Below are 26787 nucleotides of genomic sequence, written 5' to 3' on the forward strand. Positions count from 1 at the left end.
GCAAGCGCCTTCAGGCGGCGGCATCGGCCAGATTGAGCAACACCAGGCTGAACAGGGCGCAAGCCAGGCCCGCGGTCTTGACCATGCTGATGCCTTCGCCAAACCAGATCACGCCAATCAGCGCGGTCAGGGCGGTGCAGGCCACGGCCCAGACGGCATAAGCGGTGCTGATGGGAATGACGCGGGTGGATATCCCCATCAGCCAGATGGCGGTGGCGTAACACGCGCCCATGCCCAAAGTGGGCAGCAGACGGGACAAACCGTGGGAGTATTTAAGGGCGATGGTGCCGGTGACTTCAGCGGCAATGCTGAGCACGAGCATGCACCACGCAAAGGCGTAGGCGGGCATGATGATTCCTTCCATCTTCTGTTTATACCGAACAGAAAATGCAAGAGGGATCAGCGGTACCCGTTTGCGAAACAGCTTAGTGGCTGCGCCCGGGGCAAGCAACCCCGTCCATGAAAAAGCCCCGGCACGTGTCCGGGGCTTTTTTCATGGAAGTCACCACGATTGCCGCGGATGCTCAGTGGCCGGCCTGCGCCACGTTTACGGTGATCGAGCCATTGGCATTGCCCGAAACCCAGCCCACGGCGCCCTGGTTGGGGCCGGCAGGGAAGGTAAAGAGCGGCAGCCCGGCGACAAACTCCACCCCGCTCAGCGTAGTAGGCGTGCCCAGCGGGCTGAGGTTCTGATCCACCAGTTGCGCATACCAGGTGACGCTGTGGTTGGTACGGCTGGCTGAATCCCACGTGCCCCAGGTGACCAGCAGGTTCGATTGCAACGGGGCAATCTTGGGCATGATCGCCTGGGTGGTGCCGGTATTGCTGGTCAGCCAGGCCGTGGCAGAGGTTGTGCCGTTGCCGCCATTGGCCAGCACCAGGCGCACATCACGGGCCGCGCGGGTGTCTGAGGTGGTATGCGTAATGGCAAAGCTGCCATTGGCCAGCTTGATGAACTGGCCCGTTTGCGCGTTGGTGGTGTTGTCGCCCTCTGCGCCTGGAATGGTCCAGTACGATTGATCGAACACAGTAGCGGTAAAGTTCTGGTAGCTGGCCGGCGTGAACGCAGAGAAACCCAGCTGGCGGGAATACGCATCGCCGTGGGCCAGCGTGTAGTAGGTGCCGTTATCAATGATCAGGCGCTGGTCAAAGTTGTGCGAATAGAACCAGCCAGAACCTGCCTGCCAGGTATCGAACTGCCCGGTGGGTGTTTGCACCGCGCCAGTATTGGGGTTCAGCAAACGTAGCAGGCCGGCTTGATGGCGCGTGCCGTTGGCCGTCCAGGCCATCAGGTGCGAGACATAAGTCACCACGTAACCGTTGGTCGCATCAAAGCCCAGCACACCGCTGCCGGCCTCACCTGGATTGCCCGGGCTGTCGGCGGTGGTGTTGTCGTTGTTGCCGAACACCGTGGTGTTCCAGACCGGGCTGGCAAAACTGGCCGTGGCCGAGCGCGCCACATGGAACTCGTTGCCGTTCACATTATTGGCATTGCCCGAAACCGACGACTTGAACGTGCTGTCGACATTGAACGCCAGGTAGTAATTGCCGGACGGATCACGCGTGAAACCCAGCAAACGGTAAGTCTGGATACCGGTATCGGTGGTGGTACTGCTGCCAAGGTCTGCCGCGATATGCGTGATGAACACCTTGCCCGGCGCCGCCAGGCCAGAGGCCGAAGGCACTGCGCCGCCGCCGGTGTAATCCAGCCAGGCCACATCCAGGCTGCCGTCGCTGTTCACGTACTGGATCAGTGGATTGGGGAAACCATAGTTGGAGACCGGTGCCGCCGGCACGAAACGGTCATCAAAGAAATTGGCAGCCAGCCCGAACACTTTGCCGCCCGACACGCTGACCGTGTGGCTGGTGACCGCAAAACTGGCGGCGGTGGGTGTTGTCGTGGTTGCCGGTGCACTGGTGGCATCACTGCTGCCACCACCGCCGCCGCACGCAGCCAGCAACATGGCGCTACTGACCACGGCCCATCGCCAACCCGCCTTTACTGCCTCAGACCTGAACATGGATGCAACCCGGGAAATTTGATCGGGGCAATGGTACGGAGCCGGCTGTTGAAAGTCGTGCGCCGGCCCCGCAGACGTGGTCTTCAAGCTGATGACAGGCTGACAAAGTGCCGCTGGTGGCCCGGATTGGCCGGTTTTTGTATCTGCAGCCGTACTTTGACTAAGATCGAAATATGGATGAAGAACACCTGGAGCAACGGCTGGCCAATGTGGCCGCCGCCGTGGCCGACAAAACCCGCGCCGGCATGCTGTGCATGCTGATGGATGGCCGCGCCTATACCGCGACTGAACTGGCGGCAGCGACGTCGGTGGCGGCTTCGACCGCCAGTAGCCATCTGGCGCGGCTGACGCAGCAACGGCTGGTTGAATGCCTGCCGCAGGGCCGGCACCGCTACTTTCGGATTGCCGGCAAAGAGGTGGCCAGCGCGCTGGAAACCCTGATGGGCCTTGTCGGCGGGCGGGTGCGCAATGTGCAATCGGCCACGCCCGTGCAACTCCGTTTTGCGCGCACCTGTTATGACCATATGGCGGGCGAAGTCGCCGTGGCGCTGCATGATCGCTTGCTGGATCTGGGCTGGCTGGCGCGTGAGAGCTATCAACTCTGTGATACAGGGCGGGACGCGCTGGCCGCCATGGGCGTGGATTGGCCCGCTGCCAGCCGCCGCCGTTTTGCCTGCGGCTGTCTGGACTGGAGCGAGCGCCAGTCGCATCTGGGCGGGCAACTGGGCGCGGCCTTGCTGCATGCGTTTGAACGACACCGGTGGGTGGAGCGCGTGCCGGAAAGCCGGCAGTTGCTACTGACCCCGCGCGGACGCCAGGCGCTGGATGCGCATTTTGGCCTGGCGCTGGCGGTGAACGCTGCATGAGCCCGCCGCCTGTCGTGGCCGGGGTCGACGTGGGCGGCGAGCGCAAAGGCTGTCATCTGGTCATCTTGCGCGGCACCGACATCCTGTTGAGTACCCGGAGCACCGATGCGGCCACGCTGACGCGCCACTGTGTTGAGCATGGCGCCAGGCTGGTCGGCGTGGATGCGCCTTGCCGCTGGGCGACGCAAGGCGTCGGGCGCGTGGCCGAGAAACAACTCAATGCCCGCAAGCTGTTTGTGTTCTCCAGCCCGACCCGCGAGATTGCGCTGGCCCATCCGACGAATTTTTATGGCTGGATGTTCAATGGCGAGCGGGTGTTTGACGCGCTGGCCGCGCACTACCCGCTGTGGTCGGGTGAAACACCGGCCAGAGGCGTGTGTTTTGAGACCTTTCCCCACGCCATCACCGCCGCCTTGCTGCAGTCAGAGGCTGTCAGCGCCAGGCGCAAGCGCAGCCAGCGCCGCGCCGTGCTGGTCGCGGCGGGGATTGATCCATCCGGTTTGCGCTCGATCGATGATGTGGACGCCGCGCTGTGCGCCTTGTGCGCCCAGTACCTTGGGCGCGGGCAGGTGCAACGTTATGGCGAGGTGCCTGACGGCCTGATCGCCGTCCCGCAGCCCTGAGGCATTCAGCCGAACATGCCTTTGGTGGTGGCCGGGTCCATCGGCAGCGAAGAGTGCGCGTGGGCAATCTGCCAGCCTTGCGCGCCGTGGCGGAACGCCCAGGTCTGCCGATCCTTCATGGCGTTGTGGGTGGTGGCCGAGTCGCCGCGGTATTGCACAAACATGTGCGCCACCGCCAGATCACCGCTCGTGAGAATCCGCACATCGTCCACCTCGACCGTGACGACGACATCGCCCAGCGTCGTCAGCCATTGGGTGACCATGCTGGCCAGCGCGGCCTTGCCGTCGTGCTGCTGGTGCGCCCAGGCATCAAACACCCGCACGTCTTCGGTATACAGGGCCAGCACGCCGTCCACGTCTTTGGCATGCACCCTGTGCTTGTACTGATCCAGCACCTGCCGGATGGCTTGTTCGGTCTCACTCATGCTGTGTTCCCTCGCCAGGTTCAAGCGCGGGCGCGTAACGCGCCGCTGCGGGAGACAGCATATACCGGTTGCGGCCGGCGGTTTTGGCTTCGTACAGCGCCTCATCGGCTTCGCGATAGGCGGTATCCAGCGGCAACGGGTTGTCCGGGCCGATCAAAGTCGCGCCCAGCGAAATGGTGACCTTGCCCCAGCTGCTTTTTTCATGCGGGATCACCAGCACGCGCACGGCTTCGCAAATCTGCGCCATCAGGCTGGCCAGGTGCTGTGGGTCGTTCAGTTGCACCAGCACGGCAAACTCTTCGCCACCCACCCGGAACACGCCGTCGGTGGCGCGCCTGACCGCGTTGCGCAGCGCGCCAGCCACTTGCTGCAAGGCATCGTCACCGCCCTGGTGGCCATAAAAATCGTTGTATTTCTTGAAGTGGTCGATATCCAGAATGGCCATGCCCAGCCACTGGCCATTGCGCTGGCTGTGGGCGACTTCCCGCTGGGCAATTTCGTCAAAATGGCGGCGATTGAACAAGCCGGTCAGGCCATCGCGGATCGACATCTCCTGCATGTCGCGCATGGCGCGCACCAGCAACAGCAGCAACACCACGCAAGCAAGCGAGGCAATGATGGCGCCCACCAGCAGCAGCGTGGCGCGGAACGCCTGCCACAGCATGGCCCGGTGATCGACTTCAAGCACCAGTGACCAGTTGGCCGACTTGAGCGGATAAACCAGATAGCGCGTATCGCCGCTACCCACCGGCTGACCGCGCGGCGCAGCCAGGATGCTGGCGGGCAACACTGCGCTGTCCGGTTGCAGCAGGTTAATGCCGCTTTCCTTGCCGACAAGGCTTTCTGTGGCGTGCCGGATGTGGCGCACCTTGAGCGTATTCACCAGCGTTTGCAGCGCCAGATCGACATTGAGCACGCCCATGAAGCGGCCGTGGTCATACAGCGGCTTGCTGACGGTGACGATCTTGCCCTTGCCGACCGCGTCGTCATACACCGCGCTCCAGACCGTTGTGCGTGTGGGGTTGGCGGCGGGGCCGGCGTGGGCGTAAGTGCGGGCGGCCAGATCCTGGACGTGGTAGAAGCGCGCTTCACCATCCGGAGTTTCTGGCGGCGGGTAAACATACACAAAGTCGTTTTCAGAGCGGTAATACACCCAGGGCAAATGCACGTCGCGCCGCTTGAGCGCGCGGAACATCGGCGTCAGGCCCATGGCCATAGACATCTCGTGCGCCTCGGGCGAGCCAGTCTGCGGGATGGCGCCAGAGCCCGTCAGCAGGCCCTGATCGGCTGGGCCGAAACCGGGCAAACGGGCCAGTTGATACCCTTGTTTCTCCGGGCCGGGCTGCAGATAACGGGTGATATCCAGATTGAGCGTATAGCGGCCGCTCAAGAGTTCACTGGCTTCATCGGCCAGCGTTTCCAGGTACTGCCGCCGCAAATCCAGTTCATGATCCAGCGTGGCGGCAATGAACGCGCCGGCTTCGCTGGTGCCGCGGTACTCGGTTTTCAGATTCTGGGCAAAGCGGTAGACGCCGCTGAGCAAGCCGCCCGTCACCAGAATGATGGCTGCCACCAATACCAGCATGCGCATGCGGCCGGTGCTGTCGCGAGAGGCAAAACGGGTGCTGGCAAGGCTGGCCATGGGCACAGAATCCTGGGCAAGAAAGACCTCTTCTGTGCTGTCAGAAAACTCGGGTCAGCGCAGAAAATTCATACGGTTAGCTGACAATGTAGTCGACGGCCAGGGCAATTGCATGCCGCCAGGGCCTTGTTGTGCACGATCACCGACGAATGTGTCGCATTTCTCCCGCAGTGGGGGTTTGCAATCGGTGTCAGATTGCGCACGAAACCGATTGCATGCGCCCGAAGCTGCCGATTGTCGAAAACTCTGTACTGAATGTCCTGATACCGGGGTAAACCGGCACCCTCTAAAGGGCAAACTGACGGCATAATTAGCAAAAAGCCGGATATATCCTGCAGCCGGGCCGCAAGGCAAAGGCGCAAGGGGCCGGCGACGTCACCGACAAAAATACCGCCAGATTTGCTGGTGCCGCGCATTTGCCCATGCGCCGCGCAAGGCCAGTTCAGGGAGGGGCAACCATGGAATCGATTCTGCTCAAACTGTCCGACTCGGTCTCCGGCGCGCAAACGCTGGAAGATCTGACGCGGCCGTTGCTGGAAATGCTGCACGCCGTGACCGGGCTGGAATCCACTTACCTGACCTCGATCGATCTGGATAAAGGTCTGCAGCACATCCTGTATTCGCGCAACGAGTCGACCACCTTCTGCATTCCTGAAGGGTTGACCGTGGAGTGGAACGACACCCTGTGCAAACGCGCGCTGGATGAAAACTGCGGTTTCACCAATGATGTGGCGGATCAGTGGGGCGATTCAGACGCAGCGCGCGCGCTGGGTATTGCCACCTATCTGTCCACGCCCATCCGTACCGGTGGCGGCAATCTGTACGGCACGCTGTGCGCGGCCAGTGCCAGCCGCCGCGAAGTCACCCCTGACACCCGCAAGATCATTGGCTTGTTTGCGCGGATGATTGCCCAGCATGTCGAGCGCGAGTCGCTCATGAATCAGTTGCGTGAAGCCAATATTGAACTCTCGGCCATGGCGCTGACCGATCCGTTGACCAGCCTGCCCAATCGCCGCGCCTTGCTGGACGAACTGGGCCGCATGTTTGCCGTGGCCCAGCGCGAAACCCGCTGTGTCTTGATCGCTTTCCTGGATCTGGATGGCTTCAAGCAGATCAACGATACCTGGGGGCATGACGCCGGTGACGCGCTGTTGCAGACCATTGCCCAGCAACTGGCGCAGCAACGCCGTGCCGGTGATTTCATTGCCCGCGTGGGTGGCGATGAATTTGTGGCCGTTGGCGTCGGCCCGCGCCCCGGCGAGCAAGCGGACGATGCCGCCGCCGCCTTTGGCCTGCGTTTGTTCGAGAAAACCCGCGCCACGGTCGAAACCGGCCCGGCGCAGTTTGACTACGCCGGTGCCAGCGTCGGCGCCATTGCCGTCGACCCCGCTGCTGCGTCGATCAGCGAGGCTTTAAGCCAGGCCGATACCGCCATGTACAAGGTCAAGCAACACCGCGCTGGCCGCGCCGCCGCGCCGCGCTGAGCCCGGTGGCCGGTTAGTTCAGGATGTAGTTGTGTGCCTGCGGGGTGGACTGGGTCAGCGGTTCGCCCAGCACATCCATGATCGAGGACTCGATGGTGTGGCTGAGCGCGGCCAGCGGCAGATCATTAGGTTCCAGCCCGAACGGGTCTTCCAGTTCTTCCCCGATCATGTCCAGCGCCATATAGGTGTACGCAATGAACACGGCGATCAGGGGCGTCAGCCAGCCGGTGCTGGTCGCCAGGCCAATCGGCAGCAGCAGGCAATACAGCGTGACCGTGCGGTTCAACAGCACCCGGTAACTGAACGGAATGGGCGTGCTGGCAATGCGCTCGCAGCCGCCGATCATCTCAGAGAGCTTGTTCAGGTTCTCGTCTATCGATTGATATTGCAGCGCCGACAGCGTGCCATCGCGCAGCAGCCCCGCGCATTCGCTGCCCAGCCAGTGCAGGATATACGCCGGCTTGAAGCGGGACTGGGCCACGCCCGCCAGCGCCTCTTCCGGCAACAGCCGCGCCATGTGGGCAGACTGGTCGGTATTGCGCAACTGGCCCAGCAAGGCATAAGTACAGGCGGCCAGCCCGCGCCCCAGCCGCGTCACGGCCGGGTGATCCGGCGCTGCCGCATGCAACTGGCGGATGATCGAGCGCGCCGCCACCAGCATGCCGCCCCACAGTTTGCGGGCCTCCCAGTAGCGTTCATAACTGACCGAGTTGCGAAACCCCAGAAAAATCGCCAGCGCGATCCCCATCAGGGTAAATGGCGGAATGCTCAGCGATGAGTTGGCGTGTTCCGACGACCACCAGCCGCGCGCCAGCACGGCAAAGACAGAGACGCCGGCCACCACCGCCAGCCGCAGCGCAATGCGCCCCAGAACGGACCCGCGCCAGACAAACAGAAGGGAAATCCAGTGGCCGTGGGGACGGATGATCATGGCATTGGCATGGCAAAAGGGAACGGGTTGGTATGTTACTCCTGAGCGCCTTGATGCTGCTCAAGCCCTGCATTGGCAATTTTTAACTTTAAGCACGTTATCGCGAGTTACCAACAAAAAGCCCCGCCGGATCAGGGCGGGGCATCGCGGGGGCGCATTACCATCAGGCTGAGACATTGACGGCGCTGGGTGTCGGGCTGCTGCTGGTGTAGGTATCGCCCACCTTGCTGCCGGCTGTGGGGGCCGGGCTGGCGCTGGTCAGGCTGGTGCTGGTGTCGTCTGGCGTCTGCCCGCTGTCACCGGTAATGGTGACGGTGGTGGTGCCATTGGCATCCGTCACGCTGCTGGTGCTGCCGCTGGCTGAGCGCGTGCTGCTGCTGTCGCTGCCGTTCTCGATGGTGTTGCCGCTGTTGCTGCTGGTGTCATTGAGCGACGACAGCCAGCTGCTCATTTGCTGGAACAGCGTCTGGTTCAGTTGCAGCATGAAATGAATGGCGCTTTCTTCAAACTGCATCAGTGATCCCAGCCAGTCGTTCTGGCCCGAGCCCGTGCTGCTGCCTGCCGTCGGCGTTGGTGCCGGTGTGGCGGAGGTGGGCGTCGGGGCCGGCGTTGGCGTTGGGGTGGATGCCGTCGGCGTGCTGGCTGTGGGCGTCGGCGCTGGCGTGGGCGATGGAATCGGCACGTTCACAGAAGGCACACCGCTGTTGCTGCCGGTCGATGCACTGGGGGTGCTGGCTGATGGCGTGCCGGACGACGGGCTGGGCGAGGGCAGGGCGGGCGTTTGCTTGCCGCCATCCGGGTTGCTGGCGTGTGCGTTGGTGCCGCCAGACCAGGATTCGGCCTCCAGCAAGGTCATTGATGCGGTAAAGCCCAGGGTGCGGCCATCTGAAGTGGTGATGGTGCCGCTCAGATTCAGTGCCATGCCAAAGGCCGCATACATATTGCTGCTGCCACCGCCGCCGCCGTGGCCATGATGCCCGGACGACGATGAACCGACTTGCATGCCTTCAGCCAGCTGGCCGGAAAACTGCATGCCGGTAATGCTGGTACCCAGCATCTGTTCCATCATCGAACGGAAAATATCCACTTCCGGGCTCAATACGGAAGTCAGGCCATTCTGGCTATCGGTCTGGCTGGCGCTGCTGGCGGCCTGCTGGCCGGCTTGCGAGAGCTGCACATCCGTACTGGGGCTGGGCGAGGAGGTGCTGCCTGTGCTGCCACTACTGGCGCTGGTGCTAGTGCTGCCGGTGCTGTTATCGGGCTGCCAGGTACCGGAAAACTGATCCAGGTAGAGCAAGCTCAAGGATGGATTGAGAGACTGGCGTGCTTGGTCGACATGCATGATCGGACTCCACAAATGCGCGGTTTTCCGGTGTATCGACGTGTATCAGGTCTGCTTGAGGCTTACGCAGTCCATAAAGCGACTGACGGTATATTCCAGGATGAACGGTGCATATTGTGTAAGCCATGGCCCACAAAAAAGCCCGGCACGAGGCCGGGCTGTGTCTCGCAGTGTATCGGCAGGCTTAGTAAGACAAGCCGTAACCGAACGGGTAAAGCGGGCTGGCGGTGTCGTGCGGCACGTCTTCTTTTTGTGCGGCGACGTCGACCATCGACGATGGCAACTCGAACGGCAGCTTGCCTTGCGGCTTGCCCTTGCCGGTGATGACGTCAAACAGGGCGGTGTCGCTGGCGCCAAAGTTGGCCAGGATCGCACTGGTTTTGTCTTGCACATTGGTCAGGATGGCCGGGCGGTCCATGTAAACCGAGACAATGGTTTTAGGCGCCGCTGCCGCTGCCTTGATGGCTTCGTAATCGGCTGCGCCATCTACAAACGCCAGGCTGCCTTCATGCTGCATGGAGCCAAAGATGTAGTTGGGGTGCAGCGTTTCATACGGCGTGCTCACGCGCAGGATGGCCACATCGGCATCTTGCGGTGCGCTGACCACCGTGAACCCGTAGCTTTGCGCCACCGAGGCATCCACGCCATACAACCACACCTTCTTGCCGGTCAGTGCCATGGGCAAGGTGGCGTTGTTGTTTTGCAGCAGTACCATGGCGCGGCGCTGGGTATCCAGTGCCAGTGCCTTGAACTCGGCGTTGCCGACAATGCTGCTGGCCGCGCTGGCGTTCACGAACGGCTTGTCAAACAGGCCTTGCTGGAATTTCTGCAGCAACACGCGGTAGGCCGAATCGGTCAGGCGGGCTTCGGTCAGCAAGCCTTGTTGTACGGCCTGTACCAGATATTCCGGTTCGGTGGCGCCACCAAACTGGTCCATCCCGGCGTTCACCGACTTCACGTAGCGTTCCAGCTTGGTGGCGGTTTCCATGCCCCACGGTGTACCAAAGCCGTAGAAGGACGGTGCCACACCGGCCGGCGTGCCGTTCAGACAGTTGGCGTCGCAATCAGAGGTGATCCCCCAGTCCGACAGGATCACGCCCTTGAAGCCGTAGCGACCGCGCAAGAGGTCGGTCAGCAGCGCTTTGTCGAAACCCGCGCCGACTTGCTCGATGGTGATGCCATCTACCGTAACGGTTGAATCCGGGAACGAGTACGTCGGCATGACCGACGCGACGTTGGCGGCAAACGCGCCTTCAAACGGCTTGAGGTGATAGGCAAAGTTGTTGCCCGGGTAAGTCAGGAAACGGCCGTAGTAGTTGTGGCCATCAAAGCCGCTTTTCGATGCGCCATAACCCACCCAGTGCTTGACCACGGCCAGCACGCTGCCCGGTTTCAGACCGGTGCTGCCGCCCTGGAAGCCCTCGATATACGCCTGTACCTGCGCTTTGGCGATATCGGCATCTTCGCCAAACGTGCCGTTGATCCGCGGCCAGCGTGGCTCGGTCGCAAGGTCAGCCTGTGGCGACAGCGCCTGGGTAATCCCGACGGCTTGATATTCCTGGCGGGCCACGCTGCCAAAGCGGCGGGTCAGGTCAGGATCATTGATGGCGGCAAAGCCCAGGGTTTCCGGCCATTGCGAGAAACCGCTGCTGCCGGCGCTGGCGCCCAGGGTGTACTGGAAGTGGTTGCGCGGGTCGGTACTGATCGAGACCGGAATGGCCAGCCGCGATTGCTCGGCCAGTTTCTGGATATTGTTGTACTGCTCCGCCATGGTTTGCGGGTCTGCGGCCATGCGGGTGATGAAGGTATTGATGAACTGGGTGTTGATCAACGTCCCCAGCGCGGTCAGATCATAGGCGTTGCCGGTACCGGCGCCCGTGGTGTCGTTCAGCACCGGGGCCGTGCCGTGCATCATCAGGCCGGCTTTTTCTTCCAGCGTCAGCCGGGATACCAGATCCTGCGCGCGGACTTCTGGCGCCAGGCGCCAGTCTTCGTATGGCTCAAGCTTGCCGTCCTTGTTCATGTCCTTGAACTGCAGGCCATCCTGGCTAACGAGGCTCAGCGACGTATAGCCAAAGTCCATCTGGGCGACCTGGCCACCGCCGTCGCTGCCACCGCCGCAGCCGGCCAGCAACAGCGCCAGGGTACTGCTGACCAGCAACAGATTGCGCGTGGCCAGCGGTGTCGTACTCTTCTTTTTCATCGACTACTCCTCGATCGTGGGTTGTTCTTGTTACGCATGTAACGGCCCTGTACCGGGCCTTGTCCCACTGTACGCATCCCGTTTGGGGCGCTTTGACTGGCGGTGGCGCGTTTTTACCTTTGGGGAGCAGGATCGATCGTGCAGTGCGTCAAACGCGGCACCGCCAGGTGGCAAAGCGTGCCGCAAAGCCGCGCCGGTATTGGGTTTGGCTGTGTGATCCATCACAGGCCCATGGTTCGTATGGACTTTACCTGATGGCCTGACCAGGGCGGCCTCGCCAGGATGACTAAAAAAACATCAAACCAGTCAACGCACTGTGGAGGTTTTGCATGCCGGCTCTGCACCGCGCATTGGCGCGCACCGTATCCAACCGGATTGCGTTCTACGTTCAGCGCGCCACCGAACAGGCCGGGCTGTCCGCCAGCCTGTTTGCCCGCCATACCGGGATCACTGCCGAAGATCTGATGGACCCCAACGGCCGTATTGATGGCGAACGCCACCGCCGCATGGTGCAACTGGCCGGGCGGATCGGCCTGCCGCCCGTGGTGCTGAACCACGCTTGCGCAACGCTGTTTGCCGATTTTCCGGTGCTGGGCAACCTGTGCATGAACGCGCGCACCCTGCGCGAGGCCCTGACCGCGTTCAGCACCTATCGGCCCTTGATCGGGGAGTTTGATTTTCTGTTGTGCCGGATCAGCGGGCAGCAAGTGCGTTTTGAATATCTGGCCGAGTTCGCACCCGCCAGCGGCTTTCAGGCGCTTTCCAATTTCCAGGTGCTTGCCGCGCTGGCGCGGGTGTACGAGCAAGGCGTTGCAACCCGGTTCATGGTCGAGTTGATGGGGGGCGCGCCGCCGGCGCATCTGGCCCGGCAGATCAATGATTTTTTCGGCGTCCCGGTGCGATACCACAGCGCCGCCAATCGCATGGCGTTTGCCGCGCCGGCGCTGGATGCGCCGTTTGCCCAGTGCAACGCCATGCTCGCGCCCATGTTGCAACAGCATGCACAGCAAGAACTGGAACGCATCCAGCAATTGCACTCTTTTGCCGCCAGCGTGGAAAACCTGATTCTGGAGTTCATCAACGATCCGCAAACCGATACGCGCGGCGCGGCATTGCTGCAGCAATTGTGCGAGCGCCTGCAGACGTCGCGCTGGTCGTTACACCGGCAGTTGCAACTGGAAGGGACGCATTTCAGGGCGCTGGAGATGAAAGTGAAGATCAGCGAATCACGGCGTTTGCTGGGCAACCCGCAAATCACCCTGGCGCAGATCAGCGAGCAGTTGGGGTTTGCGTCGCAAAGCGCGTTCACGCGGTTTTTCCGCGCACGGCATGAGATGGCGCCGCTCGTGTTCCGGCAGCATGCCTTGCTGCGGGTCAGAAGCCCGGCGTGACGGTGCAATGAAAAAGACAAGCAGGCGACAATACCCGGGAAGAAGTGGACAGACCCGGCTTGTGGCCACCTGCTTGTAGACGGAGAGTCGTCAGTGCCTGAGAGCGCATCCACCACGCCATGGCCGGCCTTGTATATGCCTGGCTGTGTGGTGGGTCTGGCCGTGTTGGCCAGCCATGTTGTGTGAGCGGCTCCCGATAAAAAGCCCGCTGTTGCGGCGGGCTTTTCCTGGCAACAAATCTTTTAAAGCGATGCCTTAGTCAGCGACGACGCGACCCGGTTGTTGATCAATCTGGGAAGCGAAATTCTGCGTTGCGTAGGCAGCGGCCTGACCGCGGGTGCTGGCGTGGGAAGCCGGGAATTCCTGGGCTACCGGGCGCAGCACGACACCGGTATGGCCCGGCTGCTGGTCAATTTGCGAAGCGAAGTTTTGCGTGGCGTGGGAGGCACGTTGCCATACTGGCAGAGCGCCTTGCTGGGCGGTCGGGGTGGTCACGACATGGCTGTTGTCAGCGGCCTGGGCCGAGAAGGCTGCGGTGGCGGCAACAGCGGCAAAAACGAGGGATGCAGCAAACTTGTTCATGATGTTTCTCCGTGTAGATTCAAGGTTTTAACCTGACGTCGTTGTTGTTTTGTTCGCGACGTTGAAGCCATGGTATGCCTCGAAAGTACGTAGAAAAACTACCAAACCGTTGTTAGTTTATTTCCCCTTTATTGATAAATGTCAGTGTCATCCGACACGTCGCTGGCGACCTCCAGAATCACCATCCTGGGCCCCTGAACGCCAGCCCGCGCCACGCTTTGCTTTGCGCCAGGACAGCGGTAAACCGGACTGGGATGCGCTCAAAACCGTGCAAACGGTTGACAGCCACCTGTCGGTTTACCGCTCATCGTGTCTGAAGTCAGCCGTCGTCGCGGGTCAAGACTTCCAGTAATTCAATTTCAAAAACCAGGTTGGAATTGGGCTTGATATGCGGGCCCATTTGCCGGTCGCCATAGGCCAGATGCGCTGGCACAAACAGCTTGCGTTTGCCGCCCACCTTCATGCCCACTAGCCCCTGATCCCAGCCCTTGATGACGCGGCCGGTGCCGATCACGCACTGGAATGGCTTGCCGCGATCGTGCGAGGAATCAAACCGGGTGCCGTCTTCCAGCGTGCCGGTGTAGTGGGCGGTAATCAGCGCGCCGCGGGCAATTTCTTTGCCATCGCCAACGACGAGGTCTTCAATGATCAGTTCGTTACTCATGATGAATGCTCTTGTTGTGTTGCCTGAAATGGCGTTGTCGCAGGATTTGCCGCGCAGGGCAAGCGGCGTCATGCATTCAGGCTGGTTTGCGCCGCGCTTTGCAGTTGTACAAATGGCCCGGCCAGCGTGGCGTTGTGGTGCGCAATGATGTCACGCGCGGCCAGTTGGGGCGTATCCATGCAACTGTGCGCATCGCTGACCAGAATGGTGGCCATGCCGCGCCCGGCGGCGTCGCGGCAGGTGGTGTCCACGCAATACTGGGTTTTGAGGCCGGCCACCACCAATTGTGTCACGCCATCTTGCGCCAGCCAGTCGGCCAGCGGCGTGCCCACAAAACAGCTGGGGCGGTGCTTGTCGAAAACACGGTCAACAGACGGGTTGAAGTCCAGCGCGGCAGTCAATTGCCAGAACGGGCTGCCGGCGGCGATGGGTGTGCCGGCCGGGCCGGTGTGGCGTGCGGCATAAACCGGCGTACGGGTAGTGCGGGCGCGGGCGAGCAGGATATTGATATTGGCCAGCAACCGGGCCAGTTCGTAAGGCCGCTCCGGGCCACCCACAAGGCCGACTTGCATATCGATGATCAACAAGCCGGCGCGGGCCGGGTGTGCGCTGTGCATGGGTTTCTCCTGTCTGGGCGGGCCGGACGGGGAAACAACAAGGCCCCGTCCATACTGGCGGGGCCCTGGTTGGGGGAGAACCTGGTATCGCGCTCACGCCCCCATACACGGCCCGCCGTTGGCGGTCGTGGTGGTGGTCGGGGTAGTGAGGCGGCGCAGGTTCATGCTTTTAACATAAGGGAGGCGGCCGGCTGCGTCAATGATGCGCCTTGAGCGCCGCAATCTGCCGCTGATAGGCATATTGGTCGGTGTGGTACAGCTGCGCGGTGGCGCCACCCTTGATGGTGAGCCGCAACACGCGTGACTGGAAGGTACTGCCCAGCGCCACAATGCCCATATCCAGATTGGTCTGGCTTAGCTCCGTAACCAGATGCGGCCCCGACAACTTGCCGTTGATGGGCGCGCTCTGGGTCTGGGTCTGGCCATCCTGGTCAACAAAGGTTTGCTCCAGCCGCCCGGTCCACTGGGCGTTGCGGGTGGTGACGATCTGCAGCATGTACACGGTGCGATCAATCTGGCCGACATACACGCCATCAAGCTTGTCCGCACGCGCAGCCAGGCTGGCTACACAGAAACATGCAGTCAGGCTCAGCCAGCGCAGCGCACGCAAGAAAGCAGACATTTCAGGCTCCGGTCGGGTCGTCATCTTTATAGTATGGCCTGCCCGGGCGGGAACAGGGCAATCAACGCATCGGCCACGGCGCGCACGCGGGGTGAACGACGCACGTCCGGGTGCATGACCAGCCACAATGTGCGGCTGACCGGGCAGGCCGGCTGTTCAACGGGGACCAGTTCCGGCGTGGCGCTGGCCAGAAAATGCGGCAATACCGCCAGCCCCAGGCCAGCGCGGGCGGCTTCACGCAGCGCCACCAGATCATTACAGCGCAACACAAACCGGCGGGCGCCGGCGGTTTTCTCCAGCCATTGCTGCTGCGGGGCATCGCGCATGGCGTTGTCGTAACCCAGAAACTGCCACGCAGAAGGCGGCGCATCCCGCCAGTGTGCGGTGGCATACAGCCCGAAGCCGACTTCCCCCAGTGCCCGCGCTGTTAATCCGGGTGCGCTGGGGCGCGTTAATCGCAGCGCCAGATCGGCCTCGTGTCGTGCCAGGTTGGCTTCACGCGTGTCGCTGAGGATATCCAGATCAATGCCTGGCCAGGCCTGGCGCAGCGGTGCCAGCCGTGGCATCAGGAAATGGCTGACCAGCGCCGGCGGCGCGGCCAGCCGCACTGTGCCCTGCACGCTGCCCACCCCCAGCGCGGCCCGGGTGAAATTGAGCGCTTCTTCTTCCAGCGCACCGGCCTGCCGGGCCAGCGTTTCGCCTTCTGGCGTCAACTGCCAGCCGCGGGGCAGGCGATCGAACAGGCGCAGATGCAGGGTGTCTTCCAGCGCCTGCACGCGTCGCGCCACGGTGGTGTGTTCCACCTGCAACTGCCGCGCGGCACCCGACAAGCTGCCCTGGCGCGCCAGCGCCAGAAAGTAGCGGATGTCGTCCCACTGCAGGTCGGCATTGCCGGCAAGGGTGTTTGGGCTTTTTTGCACAGAACGTGTTCGCAAATTGAGAATTCCGGATTGATTCTGCGCGGATTATCGTGTGTCTGCCAACCCCGACAGGAGACCGACCATGGCTGACACGCACGATATCCGCATCGAACTTGATCAATACGGCAGCGCCGACGTGATGCAGGCGCACGCACTGGAGCTGGCGCCGCCCGCTGCCGGAGAAGTCCGCGTGCGCCATCTGGCCATTGGCGTGAACTATGTCGATGTCTATCAGCGCAGCGGCCTTTACCCTTTGCCAGCCTTGCCCGGCACGCCAGGGGTAGAGGCCGTCGGCGTGATTGAGGCGTTGGGTACGGGCGTTGACGGTTGGCGCACCGGCCAGCGCGTGGCCTACGCCAGAGCGCCGGTGGGCGCTTACGCCAGCGTGCGCAATGTGGCCGCCAGCATGCTGATCAGTGTGCCCGATGAAGTTGAAACCGATCCGCTGGCCGCCGTGCTGATGCGCGGCATGACCGCGCACATGCTGTTCCACCACGTGCGCCCTTTGCAGGCCGGAGAAACCGTACTGATCCATGCCGCGGCCGGCGGCCTGGGGGTGATCCTCAGCCAGTGGGCCAGGCAGCTAGGCGCCACCGTGATCGGCACCGTCAGCACCCAGGCCAAAGCCGGACTCGCCCGCAGTTACGGCACGCATCACGCCATTGTTTACCAGGAACAAAACTGGTCGGAGGCCGTGCTGGAGATCACCGGCGGCGCTGGCGTGAACTATGCGATTGACGGCATTGGCGGCGACACACTGTTGCAAACGCTGGGCGTGGTGCGCAATGCCGGCATGGTGGCCAGCGTGGGGCAGGTTGCCGGCACCGGCAAACTGGCCGATACCAGCGTGCTGACCCAGCGCGGGATCGGGTTTGCGCGGCCCAGCATATTGGGTTTTGTGCAGGATCTGCCGCGTTATCACAGCGCTGCGGCCGATGTGCTGACCCGCATGCAAAACGGCCTGCGCAGCGAGATCGGCCAGGTGTTGCCGCTGGCGCACGCCGCCCAGGCCCATCAGTTGCTGGAGTCCGGCCGCACCACGGGCGCCTTGCTGTTGCGGCCGTGACCTTAGCGGGCGGCGGCAATAGCGGCGCGGTGCTGCGCCAGGAAAGCGTGAATCTGCGCCACCACCGCCGCGCCTTCGCCCACGGCGGCAGCCACCCGTTTGACCGAGCCTGAACGCACGTCGCCAATGGCAAACACGCCCTTGACGCTGGTTTCCAGCGCAAACGCCGGAATCTGCCCGTCTGCTACGGCATCCAGCCCGGTCGGCACAAAGCCTTTGGCGTCGATTTTCACTGCGCAATCACGCAGCCAGCTGGTGTTGGGGTCGGCGCCGATAAACAGGAATACGTGATGCACCGGCATGGTGGTGGTGGACTCTTTGCCGGCGCGGCGCGTGCGGACCTCCACGGTGGCCAGCCCGTGTTCATCGCCATCCAGCCCGGTGATTTCCGAATACGGATGCAGCTCGACATTGGGCAGTGCCGCCAGCCGCTCGATCAGATAACGCGACATGCTGGCTTCCAGGCTGGGCGCGCGGATCAACACATGGACTTTGGCGGTATGCGCGGCCAGAAACACCGCTGCCTGACCGGCCGAATTGCCACCACCGACCAGAATGACTTCTTCATCGCGGCACAGTTTGGCCTCAACGGGCGACGCCCAGTAATACACGCCACGCCCTTCAAAACGGCATAACTGATGAATTTGCGGGCGGCGGTACACCGCGCCACTGGCAATCACCACCGTATGGGTGGCAATGCAGCGGCCATCGTCGAGTTCCAGCTCAATGGGCGTGCGATCACAGTGCAGCGTCTTGATGGCCAGCGGAATGGCAACGTGCGCCCCGAACTTTTGCGCCTGCACAAACGCGCGGCCCGCCAGCGCCTGGCCGGAAATCCCGGTGGGGAAACCCAGATAGTTTTCAATGCGTGAACTGGCGCCGGCCTGGCCGCCTGGCGCGCGGCAATCAAACACCGCCACCGACAACCCTTCTGATGCGGCATAGACCGAGGCCGCCAGCCCGGCTGGCCCGGCGCCCACCACCACCACGTCATAGACATGACCAGGGTCGAACTCGGGCAGCAGGCCCAGATGACTGGCCAGCTGGCCTTCATCGGGCGCGCGCAGCACGTTGCCATCCGGACAGATCACCAGCGGAAAATCACTGGGCCGCACCGAAATGCGCGCCAGCAGATCGACGATGTCCGGATCAGTCTCGGCTTCCATAATGGTGTGCGGATAGGCGTTGCGGCGCAGAAAGCTCTGCAGCGCGTGCAGTTTGTTGTTGGCTTCACCGCCGACCAGCACCAGCCCGCGCCCGCGTTCCAGCAAGCCCACGCGGCGCAGGATCAGCGCGCGCATGATGCGTTCGCCCAGTTCGGCTTCGGCCACCAGCAAGGCGCGCAGCTGATGCGGCGGCAGCAACAGGGCGGTGACCGGTTCCAGCGTCAGGCCATCGGCCAGCGAGGGTTTGCCGGACAACTGCGCCACTTCTGCGGCAAACTCGAACGGGCCTTGTTCAATAATGATGGTGGAATGACCCAGCCCGTCCCGGGAGATAATCCGCACGCGCCCGCTGAGAATCACAAACAAGCCAGGGCCGGGCTGACCGATTTCAAACATCATGGCCTGGGCCGGGTACTCGCGGATTTCGCCAAAACGCCGCATGCGTTCTACTTCTTGCTCGGTCAGTTTGGGAAAACGCTGATGATGGCGTGATTCCAGTGGCGAAAACGGCGCGTCGCCACTGCCTTCCAGAATCTCATTGGCGGGCAGGGTGGGTTCTGCCACAGAAACGGCAGCCTGGGTCAAAGCGGTCATGACAAAACCTCGGGGGACGGACAACGGTGGGCACGCGGTCAGCATAGTTCACCCTTGCCGCGTTACAGCGATGAAACCGTATCGACCAGCCATGCGGCGGAGCCACGACTGCATCGTCTGGCCCGGCATCAGGCTGGCGTTGTCTGCGGAACGAAAACACCGTGACAATGGTCTTTGTTTGTCAGCCGTTCATGTTGGACCGACCAATGCAGGATGACATTGCATGCAACCCGCTGAACCCGTCACTTCAATGACTTCTGCGCATGAGCCGCATCAGGTGCGTGGTCAGCGCACGCTCAGGACCATTGCCGCATTCGAGGCACTCAAAGGGCTTGCCGCACTGGCCGCAGGGATCGGGCTGCTGGGTTTTGTCCATCACGATATCCGGCATCTGGCGCTGGACCTGATTGGCCACGCCGGGTTATCGCCGTACGCGCATTATCCGGCGGTGCTGCTGCGTTATGCCGACATCGTGCAAGACGCCAATCTGCGGTTTTTGATCCCGGCTGCGCTGGCCTATGTGGTGCTGCGTTTCGCTGAAGCCTGGGGCCTGTGGTACGACCGCGCATGGGCGCAGTGGCTGGGGGCGATCTCCGGGGCGATCTATATCCCGTTTGAAGTACACCACCTGTTCAGCAAACCGACGGTAACGAGCGCGCTGGTGGTGCTAGGCAATGCTGGAATCGTGATTTTCCTGGCGGCGCGGGTCTGGCAACAGCGCCGCGCGGGCTGATGCCGCTGGCCGTGGGCACCCTGCTGGTCCGGCAAGCGGCAATGCACTGACACCGCTTGCCGCCGCGCGCTGACACGCATGCGCCGGCGTGCGGCGTAAACTTGGCATGACAGAACAGCACGGCTGTTCACCCACTACACAGGAGCTTGTCATGCCACGGGGTGATAAATCGTCGTATACCGACAAACAAAAGCGGATGGCGCAGCACATCGAAGACAGTTACGAGGACCGGGGCGTGCCGGAAGAAGAAGCAGAGCGCCGCGCCTGGGCTACGGTGAACAAGGAAACCGGGGGCGGCAAGAAATCCGGATCAGGCCGCGGGAAAGCAGAAGACCATTCGTCTTCCCGCAAGGGCGGCCATCTGGGCGGGCAGGCCGCCGCGGCGCGCTCGCCGGAGGCCCGTTCGGCCTCGGCCAGAAAAGGGGCCGAGACCCGCAAGCGCAATGCCGCGCAAGGCCGCACGCAGCACTGAAATCCCGGCCCGGGGCGCAGCGCCTGGCCTCAGGCCACGCCGCCGTTGGCGCGCAGGATCTGGCCATTGACCCAGCCGGCATCCGGCCCGGCCAGCATGCTTACCACCGCGGCGATATCTTCCGGCTCGCCCAGCCGTTGCAGCGGCGGCAGGCTGGCAAAGTGGGCAATCTGCTCCGGCGTTTTGCCATTCAGGAACAATTCAGTCGCCACCGGCCCCGGTGCCACGGCGTTGACCGTGATATTGCGGCCGCGCAGTTCTTTGGCAAACACGCGGGTGTAAGACTCTACGGCGGCTTTGGTGGCGTTGTAGGTGGCGTAGCCGGGCAGGTTCATGGCCAGTGCGGTGGTGGAAAAATTGATGATACGACCGCCTTCAGCCATGCGGCTGGCCGCCTCACGCAGGGTGTTGAAGGTGCCGCGCACGTTGATGTCAAACATGCGCTCGTACAACGCGTCAGTGGTATCAAGCACGGACTGTACCGTCATGATGCCGGCGTTGTTGACCAGTACAGATACCTTGCCCAGTTGCCGTTCTGTCTCTTCAAACAGCTGCCGTACTTCTGCCGCGCTGGCCACATTGGCCTTGATGGCCACGGCCCGGCCGCCCGTGGCTGTAATCTGCGCGACCAGCGTTTCGGCCTCGCTGGCGCTGGCGGCGTAGTTCACGACGACGCCAAAGCCGTCGCGCGCCAGGCGCTGGGCCACTGCGGCGCCAATCCCGCGTGAGGCGCCGGTGACGATGGCGACTTTCTGTTGCGTGCTTTGCATGATGTTGTTCCGATGGTGAATGGGGTGAGACGTATGCTCCCCCAAAGCGCCCGCCGGATAATCTGCCGCAACCTGGTTTTATTGTTCGAACATCAATAACAATTGCCAATCGAAGGGCGGGATTGTTATGAAAATACTGAGCGCACCCGGTCCTTGCCCGCATCGGCACGCCAGGCCAGACAAAGGCGTCTGCCTGACGCCACAGCCGGCAAGTGCACGCGTGTTCACTTCATGCCTGACATGGTGCTTTGCGCTAGCGCAATAAATGTAGTTTCTGACCGTTTATGTAGTAAAAGACCCCACTTGTCAGCTCAAGCCGGAGCGTTTGAAACAAGTCAGGTTCTGGCGCGTTTTTGCGCAGGAAAAACGGGTGATTGCAGGGCGTGGACAGGGGCCCAATGCCCCGTAAAAGTGCAGAAAAATCAGAATGATGCGTATCTTTAACACGTTGTCTGTTTTTGCGCTATTGAGAAAAATCCCACTGCCATATTCATGACGTTGCCATGTGAATCCACGGTAGAATCGAGCCGATCCTTTTTTACTCTGTGAGGCAGGGCATCACCATGCAACTGCGTAGTTTTATTACAGCCCTGGCTTACCCGCTGACGGCTGCGTTGATCGTCCTGGCCACCCCTGCCCAAGCCGATACCCTGGATAACATCAAGGCCACCGGCACGATCAATATCGGCTATCGCCAGTCGTCCCAGCCGGTGTCGTATGTGGTGAACGACAACCCGACCGGGTTTGTGGTTGATCTGTGCCGCGATATCGTCGCCACTACCATTTCTGATGCCGTCAAAAAGCCGGTGAAGATCAAGTTTGTGCCGGTGACTGCGCAAAACCGTCTTGCCATGATCAAGGACGGCAAGATCGACATGGAATGCGGTTCGACCACCATTACTGAAGAACGCCAGAAGCAAGTGGGTTTCTCTGTGGTGGATTTTGTCACGACCTCGCGCCTTGTCAGCCTTGCCGGCACCAAGCCCTCGTTGCCGTCGCTGGAAGGCAAGACGCTGGCACTCAAGGCCGGTTCCAGCCATATCGAGCTGATTTCCAAAATGGTCGGTGGCATTCATGTGCTGAGCGTGAATGACGCGGCACAAGGCATTCAGGCCCTGCAAGATCACAAGGCCGTGGCTTACCTGGACGATGAACTGCTGATTCAGGGCGCCATCCACAAGGCCGGTCTGGATTTCAAGCAATTCACCTTCAGTGATCCGCTTTCTGTCGAACCGTACGGCATTGCGTTCCGCCTGGGTGATACCGCGTTTGGCAAGCTGGTCAGCGCTGGCGTTCGCAACAATTTCTCGCACACTGAAAAAGCCATCCGCGCTGCGGAGTCTTATTCGGCCGAACTGGGTGTGCCGGTCAACACGCTGACCCGTGATGCGATCCGTTCGCCAGCGTATTCGCGCCAGTGCAGCCTGATCGACAAGGGCGCTTGCTGATTCTGGCTGGCGCGCTGAGTACAAAAAAGGCAACCTGCGGGTTGCCTTTTTTGCGTCCGCCCATCCTGAAAACATACCGGCCGGTATGCAAACCATCAGCAAATTCAGGGGCTTTGACCGTTCATCGTGCCAACGGGATAGCGCACACGGTGCCGCTTGCTCAAACCCCGTAGCTTTATATAGTGTGGTGTCAGAATTTTGAAAACGTTTTCAAATCTGCATGACATCTGCCGGGCGCATGCTGCCCGTGACATCACACGACCAGGGACATCGATAACATGGGCAAACCGGCAGGCTCCACACGCCTGAAGGCACTGATGTGCGCGCTGGCGCTGGCAGGCACCGTGCGGCCGGGCCTTGCCATGGATGTCTCTCCGTACTTCATGACCTGGGCGTATGGCAACACCAGTTACGCCATAACCAGCCTGATGGATGCGCGCAGCAAGGCCGGTTTGCAAAGCGCCACGCTGGCGTTTCTTGTCTCCAGAAACGGCTGTGCCGTTGATCAGTCCGTATCGCAAATGCAAAGCGACCTGACCGCCTTCCAGGCTGCGGGCGGGCGCGTGATCATTTCTTTTGGCGGGGCAGACGGTACCTATCTGGAGGCCGTCTGTACCGCGACGCAAATGGCCAACCTGATTGCGGGCATCCTGCAAACCACCGGTGTGCGGGCCATCGACTTTGACGTAGAAGGCGCGCAGCTGGGCAAGGGCAACCTCAACACGGTGCGCAATGCCGCCATCCTGCAACTGCAGCAGCGCTATCCGTCCTTGTATGTCTCGCTCACCTTGCCGGTGGCGCAGAACGGGCTGGAGAGCGATGGTCTGGCGGTGGTGCAGTCGGCCGCGCTGGCCGGCGTGAATGTCAGTGTGGTCAACCTGATGACCATGGACTATTGCGACAGCAATTGCGGCATCAGCAATATGGGCAAGGCGGCGACGGGCTCGGCTACGGCCGCGTACAACCAGCTCAAGAGCGTGTTCCCCGGCAAGACCAGCAGCGAGCTGTGGGGCATGATCGGCATAACGCCCATGATTGGCGTGAATGATGATCCGTCCGAAGTCTTCAGCACCAATGACGCCAGCACCGTGGCCGGTTTTGCCCGGCAGAACGGCATTGGCCTGCTGAGCTACTGGGCCTTGCAGCGTGACCGCGCCGGCACGGGTAGCAAGGACGATTATTCCGATACCACGCAGACCGGTTTCCAGTTTTTGCACATGTTCCAGGCTGCGCAGACGGGCGGGAGCACTGCCACGCCGACCCCGACGCCGGTACCCACGCCCGTGCCGACACCGCAACCTGCGCCCAGCCCGACGCCGGCCCCGACGCCTGGCGGGGCGTGTTACACCGCCTGGAATGCCAATACGGCGTATCTTGGCGGCGCACTCGTCAGCGAGGCCGGCGTGAACTACAAGGCCAACTGGTGGACGCAGGGCAACAACCCGGCCACCAACAGCGGCCCGGCCGGCAGCGGTCAGCCGTGGTCGGTCGCTGGCGCTTGCCAGGGCGCCGCGACTGTCCCGCCGCCCGCAACCCAGCCGACGCCGGCCCCCGCGCCTTCGGCCGGGACGTGTCCGGTCTGGCAAGACGGTGGCAGTTACGCGGTGGGTGCCGTGGTCAGCTTCAACGGCAAGAACTACACCGCGCTGGTGACGCAGACAGATTACGCGGGCGCCAACTGGAACCCGGCCGCGACGCCCTCGTTGTGGAAGGCCGGCGGCGTTTGCAAATAGATGTGTGACCTCAGGGCTTGATGGCCTGATCGCGTAGCCATTCACGCGGGCTCTGGCCGGTTTTGCGGCGGAATGCCCGTGCCAGTGCGGATGGGCTTTCATAACCCACTTCGCCCGCCACAATCTGGATCGACACCCCTTCACGCAGGCGCTGCCGGGCTAGGCCCAGGCGCCATTCCAGCAGGTAGTCCCCGGGCGATTGCCCGATCACCGCATGAAAATGGGCGGCAAAGCGGGCGCGTGACATCAGCGCGGCGGCAGCCAGCGTGTCCAGACTCAATGCATCACCGGGCGCGGCATGAATCAGGTTGAGCGCGCGTGCCAGCCGTGGATCAGCCAGCCCGGCCAGCATGCCGCCGCGCACGCCGCCAGTATCCAGCACATGGCGCATCAACTGGATCACCAGCAACTCAAACAAGCGATCCACCATGGCCATGCGCCCGCAACCCTCGCCAAATGCCTCGGCAAACAGCCACTCCAGCGTCTGGCGCAGTTGCGGCAGGTCTGCCAGCGGCAGCAACAGATAATCCGGAAACGCGCTGGCCAGCGGGTTGCCGCTGCCCCCATCAAAGCCCAGCGCCGCGCAGACCAGTTCGGTCTGATCGGCCTCAACCGAGTGCAAACGGTGGCGATACGGCCGTGCAATAAACAGCAGGGCGGGCTCGGTGATGGTCAGTTCCTGGCCGTCTGCCAGGGTCACGCTGACCCGCCCGGCCCGCAGTAAATGCACGGTGCCGGTGGCGCCGTTGCCATCAAACGCGCTGATGCCGCAAAACGCGCCGCTATGAAATACGCCGGCATGTACGGCAAACCGGGTAAGCAAACTGGATAGCCGATCCATCAGTCCAGGCCTTTGGTGAGACGATCTGTTGCATATTCTGGATGATTTGCAGCCATTGTGCTGATCTGACTGCGTAATCTGGGCACTGTGCAATCACGCATCAACAACAGACCTGATTACGGAGAAACACCATGACCACCATCGCCCCCGTTGTGCCGGAAAACGCCCCTGAAGCCGTTCAGACCCAGTTGCAGGCCGTGGGCCGCGCCGTCGGTTTTGTGCCCAATATGTACAAAGTGATGGCCAATGCGCCAGCCACGCTGGGTGGCTATCTGCAACTGCAAGCCGCGCTGGTGCGCTCCAGCCTGTCGGCCAAAGAGCGTGAGGCCGTGGCGCTGGCGGTGTCGCAAGTCAATGGTTGTGACTACTGCCTGGCCGGGCACACCTTTGCCGCCGGCAAGGTCGGGTTGGCGCAGGCGGACATTGCCAGCGCCCGCAATGGTGATCTGAACGCGCTGACGCGCCTGGCGCAGCAGATTGTGCAAACCCGGGGGCATGTGCCGGCCGCTGAACTGGCCGCCGCCCGCGCCGCTGGCGTGACCGATGCGCAGATCATTGACGTGATTGGCGTCGCAGCCCAGCTGACGCTGACCAACTATCTGAACATCATCGCCGGTACCCCGATTGATTTTCCGCCGGCAGCCTGAGGCCCTGCGTGCAGCATGACCGGTGATCTTCCGGCCGCGTTATGCTGCACGAATATTCTAGAAATCCCCGGCCGACCCCATATAAGCTCACAGGTGCTGCGGGCGCGTAACGGGGGTGAACCAACATGGGAGCGAGTGACTGGCTGGATTTGCGACAAGATGCGCAAACCCGCATTGAAACCATGCACGCGCACTTTGAAGGTCACGCCTATGATCCGCACTGGCACGATACCTATGTCATTGGCGTAACCCGCCAGGGCGTGCAGCAATTCAACTGCCGCCGCAACCGCGTCAACAGCACGCCCGGGCATGTGTTTTTGCTGGAGCCCGGCGAAATCCACGATGGTCATGCTCCGGAAAAAGAGGGCTTCACCTACTACACGCTGTATGTCGATCCGGCCTGGCTGGATGGCGCCATGGCGACGCTGTTTGAAGAAGCGCCGGGCGGGTTCGAGATGGGCTTTCCCAATACACTGTCGGACGACCCGACGCTGGCGCTGGCGACCATGGGCGCGTTCAACGCGCTACACCACCAGGAAATGCGTATTGTGCGTGAGGCCAGCCTGGACCGGTTGCTGACCAGCCTGAGCGCGCATCTGTCCTGGCGCAAAACCCGGGAGGATATCCAGTTACCGGCCGCCGCCTGGCGCGCGCGTGATTACCTGCACGCGCATTACATGGAAGACGTCGGGCTGGATGAACTGGCGCAAGTGGCCGGCACCGACCGTTTTCGCCTGACCCGCGCCTTCAAGGCGGCGTTTGGCGTGGCGCCGCATGCCTATCTGATCCAGCTGCGGCTGGCCCGCGCCCGCACGCGCCTGGCGCGCGGCGACACGCCGGCTGAAGTTGCCGCCGCGCTGGGTTTTGCCGATCAAAGCCACTTTGGCCGCTGGTTCCAGCGCGCCTATCGGTTAAGCCCGGCCCAGTACCGCAAGATCTGCACAAAGCTTCCAGACTAGCCCCGCGACGGTTTACAGAATAACG

At 62.2% G+C, this 26787-nt stretch carries 26 protein-coding genes; 11 read left to right on the plus strand and 15 right to left on the minus strand.

Features of this window, described 5'->3' with window-relative positions; genetic code table 11:
* Positions 1-10: 10 nt before the first annotated feature.
* Positions 11-349 carry a DMT family transporter gene (locus IEX57_RS12500; protein WP_188704689.1) on the minus strand — a complete coding sequence of 113 codons (339 nt, stop codon included), beginning with the start codon at positions 347-349 and terminating at the stop codon, positions 11-13.
* Between the two features lie 175 nt (positions 350-524).
* Positions 525-1979 carry a hypothetical protein gene (locus tag IEX57_RS12505; protein ID WP_188704690.1) on the minus strand — a complete coding sequence of 485 codons (1455 nt, stop codon included), beginning with the start codon at positions 1977-1979 and terminating at the stop codon, positions 525-527.
* A gap of 215 nt (positions 1980-2194) precedes the next feature.
* On the opposite strand from IEX57_RS12505, the gene IEX57_RS12510 reads away from it, so the two are divergent.
* Both IEX57_RS12510 and IEX57_RS12515 read left to right on the plus strand, forming a co-directional pair.
* A complete protein-coding gene (locus tag IEX57_RS12510) occupies positions 2195-2887 on the plus strand; it encodes an ArsR/SmtB family transcription factor (protein WP_188704691.1) in 693 nt (230 codons plus the stop codon).
* Positions 2884-3510 (plus strand): DUF429 domain-containing protein, encoded by a 627-nt coding sequence (locus IEX57_RS12515; protein ID WP_188704692.1) that lies wholly within the window; start codon positions 2884-2886, stop codon positions 3508-3510. The genes IEX57_RS12510 and IEX57_RS12515 overlap by 4 nt, the downstream gene beginning before the upstream one ends.
* A 5-nt stretch (positions 3511-3515) precedes the next feature.
* Here the strand turns inward: IEX57_RS12515 and IEX57_RS12520 are convergent, their stop codons facing one another.
* Together IEX57_RS12520 and IEX57_RS12525 are read right to left on the minus strand one after the other, a co-directional pair.
* Positions 3516-3935 carry a YybH family protein gene (locus tag IEX57_RS12520; RefSeq protein WP_188704693.1) on the minus strand — a complete coding sequence of 140 codons (420 nt, stop codon included), beginning with the start codon at positions 3933-3935 and terminating at the stop codon, positions 3516-3518.
* The gene (locus tag IEX57_RS12525; RefSeq protein ID WP_188704694.1) at positions 3928-5577 is read right to left on the minus strand and encodes a sensor domain-containing diguanylate cyclase; all 1650 of its coding nucleotides are present in this window, start codon (positions 5575-5577) and stop codon (positions 3928-3930) included. The genes IEX57_RS12520 and IEX57_RS12525 overlap by 8 nt, the downstream gene beginning before the upstream one ends.
* A gap of 458 nt (positions 5578-6035) precedes the next feature.
* On the opposite strand from IEX57_RS12525, the gene IEX57_RS12530 reads away from it, so the two are divergent.
* Positions 6036-7061, plus strand: a complete 1026-nt coding sequence (locus tag IEX57_RS12530) for a sensor domain-containing diguanylate cyclase (RefSeq protein WP_188704695.1) — start codon at positions 6036-6038, stop codon at positions 7059-7061.
* Between the two features lie 13 nt (positions 7062-7074).
* Here the strand turns inward: IEX57_RS12530 and IEX57_RS12535 are convergent, their stop codons facing one another.
* The 3 genes from IEX57_RS12535 to IEX57_RS12545 all read right to left on the minus strand — a co-directional run bounded on the left by IEX57_RS12535 (position 7075) and on the right by IEX57_RS12545 (position 11537).
* On the minus strand, positions 7075-7992 hold the full coding sequence (locus IEX57_RS12535) for a bestrophin family protein (RefSeq protein WP_188704696.1): 918 nt from the start codon (positions 7990-7992) through the stop codon (positions 7075-7077).
* Between the two features lie 163 nt (positions 7993-8155).
* Positions 8156-9334 carry a hypothetical protein gene (locus IEX57_RS12540; RefSeq protein WP_188704697.1) on the minus strand — a complete coding sequence of 393 codons (1179 nt, stop codon included), beginning with the start codon at positions 9332-9334 and terminating at the stop codon, positions 8156-8158.
* A 184-nt stretch (positions 9335-9518) separates the two neighbouring features.
* On the minus strand, positions 9519-11537 hold the full coding sequence (locus IEX57_RS12545) for a glycoside hydrolase family 3 protein (protein ID WP_188704698.1): 2019 nt from the start codon (positions 11535-11537) through the stop codon (positions 9519-9521).
* A 329-nt stretch (positions 11538-11866) separates the two neighbouring features.
* Here IEX57_RS12545 and IEX57_RS12550 point away from each other — a divergent pair, with 329 nt between their 5' ends.
* Entirely contained in the window at positions 11867-12928 is a 1062-nt protein-coding gene (locus IEX57_RS12550) for an AraC family transcriptional regulator (RefSeq protein ID WP_188704699.1), read from the plus strand.
* A gap of 255 nt (positions 12929-13183) precedes the next feature.
* Here IEX57_RS12550 and IEX57_RS12555 read toward each other — a convergent pair whose 3' ends face one another.
* The 5 genes from IEX57_RS12555 to IEX57_RS12575 form a co-directional block, all read right to left on the minus strand.
* Positions 13184-13510, minus strand: a complete 327-nt coding sequence (locus IEX57_RS12555; RefSeq protein WP_188704700.1) for a hypothetical protein — start codon at positions 13508-13510, stop codon at positions 13184-13186.
* 319 nt (positions 13511-13829) lie between these two features.
* Entirely contained in the window at positions 13830-14174 is a 345-nt protein-coding gene (locus IEX57_RS12560) for an FKBP-type peptidyl-prolyl cis-trans isomerase (RefSeq protein ID WP_188704701.1), read from the minus strand.
* 68 nt (positions 14175-14242) lie between these two features.
* Positions 14243-14791, minus strand: coding sequence for an isochorismatase family protein (locus tag IEX57_RS12565; protein ID WP_188704702.1), 549 nt, complete (start codon positions 14789-14791; stop codon positions 14243-14245).
* A 196-nt stretch (positions 14792-14987) separates the two neighbouring features.
* Complete coding sequence (locus tag IEX57_RS12570; protein WP_188704703.1) at positions 14988-15413, minus strand: hypothetical protein; 426 nt, start codon at positions 15411-15413, stop codon at positions 14988-14990.
* Between the two features lie 26 nt (positions 15414-15439).
* Positions 15440-16333, minus strand: a complete 894-nt coding sequence (locus IEX57_RS12575; RefSeq protein ID WP_229709004.1) for a LysR family transcriptional regulator — start codon at positions 16331-16333, stop codon at positions 15440-15442.
* 82 nt (positions 16334-16415) lie between these two features.
* Here IEX57_RS12575 and IEX57_RS12580 point away from each other — a divergent pair, with 82 nt between their 5' ends.
* Positions 16416-17399: a quinone oxidoreductase family protein gene (locus IEX57_RS12580; protein WP_188704704.1), complete on the plus strand. Its 984-nt coding sequence runs from the start codon at positions 16416-16418 to the stop codon at positions 17397-17399.
* 2 nt (positions 17400-17401) lie between these two features.
* Here IEX57_RS12580 and IEX57_RS12585 read toward each other — a convergent pair whose 3' ends face one another.
* Entirely contained in the window at positions 17402-19159 is a 1758-nt protein-coding gene (locus IEX57_RS12585; protein ID WP_188704705.1) for an FAD-dependent oxidoreductase, read from the minus strand.
* Between the two features lie 223 nt (positions 19160-19382).
* Here IEX57_RS12585 and IEX57_RS12590 point away from each other — a divergent pair, with 223 nt between their 5' ends.
* Positions 19383-19892 carry a DUF2127 domain-containing protein gene (locus IEX57_RS12590; RefSeq protein WP_229709005.1) on the plus strand — a complete coding sequence of 170 codons (510 nt, stop codon included), beginning with the start codon at positions 19383-19385 and terminating at the stop codon, positions 19890-19892.
* A 151-nt stretch (positions 19893-20043) separates the two neighbouring features.
* Positions 20044-20364 (plus strand): plasmid stabilization protein, encoded by a 321-nt coding sequence (locus IEX57_RS12595; RefSeq protein WP_188704706.1) that lies wholly within the window; start codon positions 20044-20046, stop codon positions 20362-20364.
* A gap of 29 nt (positions 20365-20393) precedes the next feature.
* Here the strand turns inward: IEX57_RS12595 and IEX57_RS12600 are convergent, their stop codons facing one another.
* The gene (locus IEX57_RS12600) at positions 20394-21134 is read right to left on the minus strand and encodes an SDR family oxidoreductase (RefSeq protein ID WP_188704707.1); all 741 of its coding nucleotides are present in this window, start codon (positions 21132-21134) and stop codon (positions 20394-20396) included.
* A 563-nt stretch (positions 21135-21697) separates the two neighbouring features.
* Here IEX57_RS12600 and IEX57_RS12605 point away from each other — a divergent pair.
* Positions 21698-22582, plus strand: a complete 885-nt coding sequence (locus tag IEX57_RS12605) for a transporter substrate-binding domain-containing protein (RefSeq protein WP_188704708.1) — start codon at positions 21698-21700, stop codon at positions 22580-22582.
* 278 nt (positions 22583-22860) lie between these two features.
* On the plus strand, positions 22861-24315 hold the full coding sequence (locus IEX57_RS21310) for a carbohydrate-binding protein (RefSeq protein WP_188704709.1): 1455 nt from the start codon (positions 22861-22863) through the stop codon (positions 24313-24315).
* Between the two features lie 10 nt (positions 24316-24325).
* On the opposite strand, the gene IEX57_RS12615 is transcribed toward IEX57_RS21310, so the two are convergent.
* Positions 24326-25156, minus strand: coding sequence for an AraC family transcriptional regulator (locus IEX57_RS12615; RefSeq protein WP_188704710.1), 831 nt, complete (start codon positions 25154-25156; stop codon positions 24326-24328).
* 131 nt (positions 25157-25287) lie between these two features.
* On the opposite strand from IEX57_RS12615, the gene IEX57_RS12620 reads away from it, so the two are divergent.
* Together IEX57_RS12620 and IEX57_RS12625 are read left to right on the plus strand one after the other, a co-directional pair.
* Positions 25288-25803, plus strand: a complete 516-nt coding sequence (locus tag IEX57_RS12620) for a carboxymuconolactone decarboxylase family protein (RefSeq protein ID WP_188704711.1) — start codon at positions 25288-25290, stop codon at positions 25801-25803.
* A gap of 125 nt (positions 25804-25928) precedes the next feature.
* On the plus strand, positions 25929-26762 hold the full coding sequence (locus IEX57_RS12625) for an AraC family transcriptional regulator (protein WP_188704712.1): 834 nt from the start codon (positions 25929-25931) through the stop codon (positions 26760-26762).
* The last annotated feature ends 25 nt before the right edge of the window (positions 26763-26787 follow it).

The sequence above is a fragment of the Silvimonas iriomotensis genome (assembly GCF_014645535.1).
Lineage (GTDB): Bacteria > Pseudomonadota > Gammaproteobacteria > Burkholderiales > Chitinibacteraceae > Silvimonas > Silvimonas iriomotensis.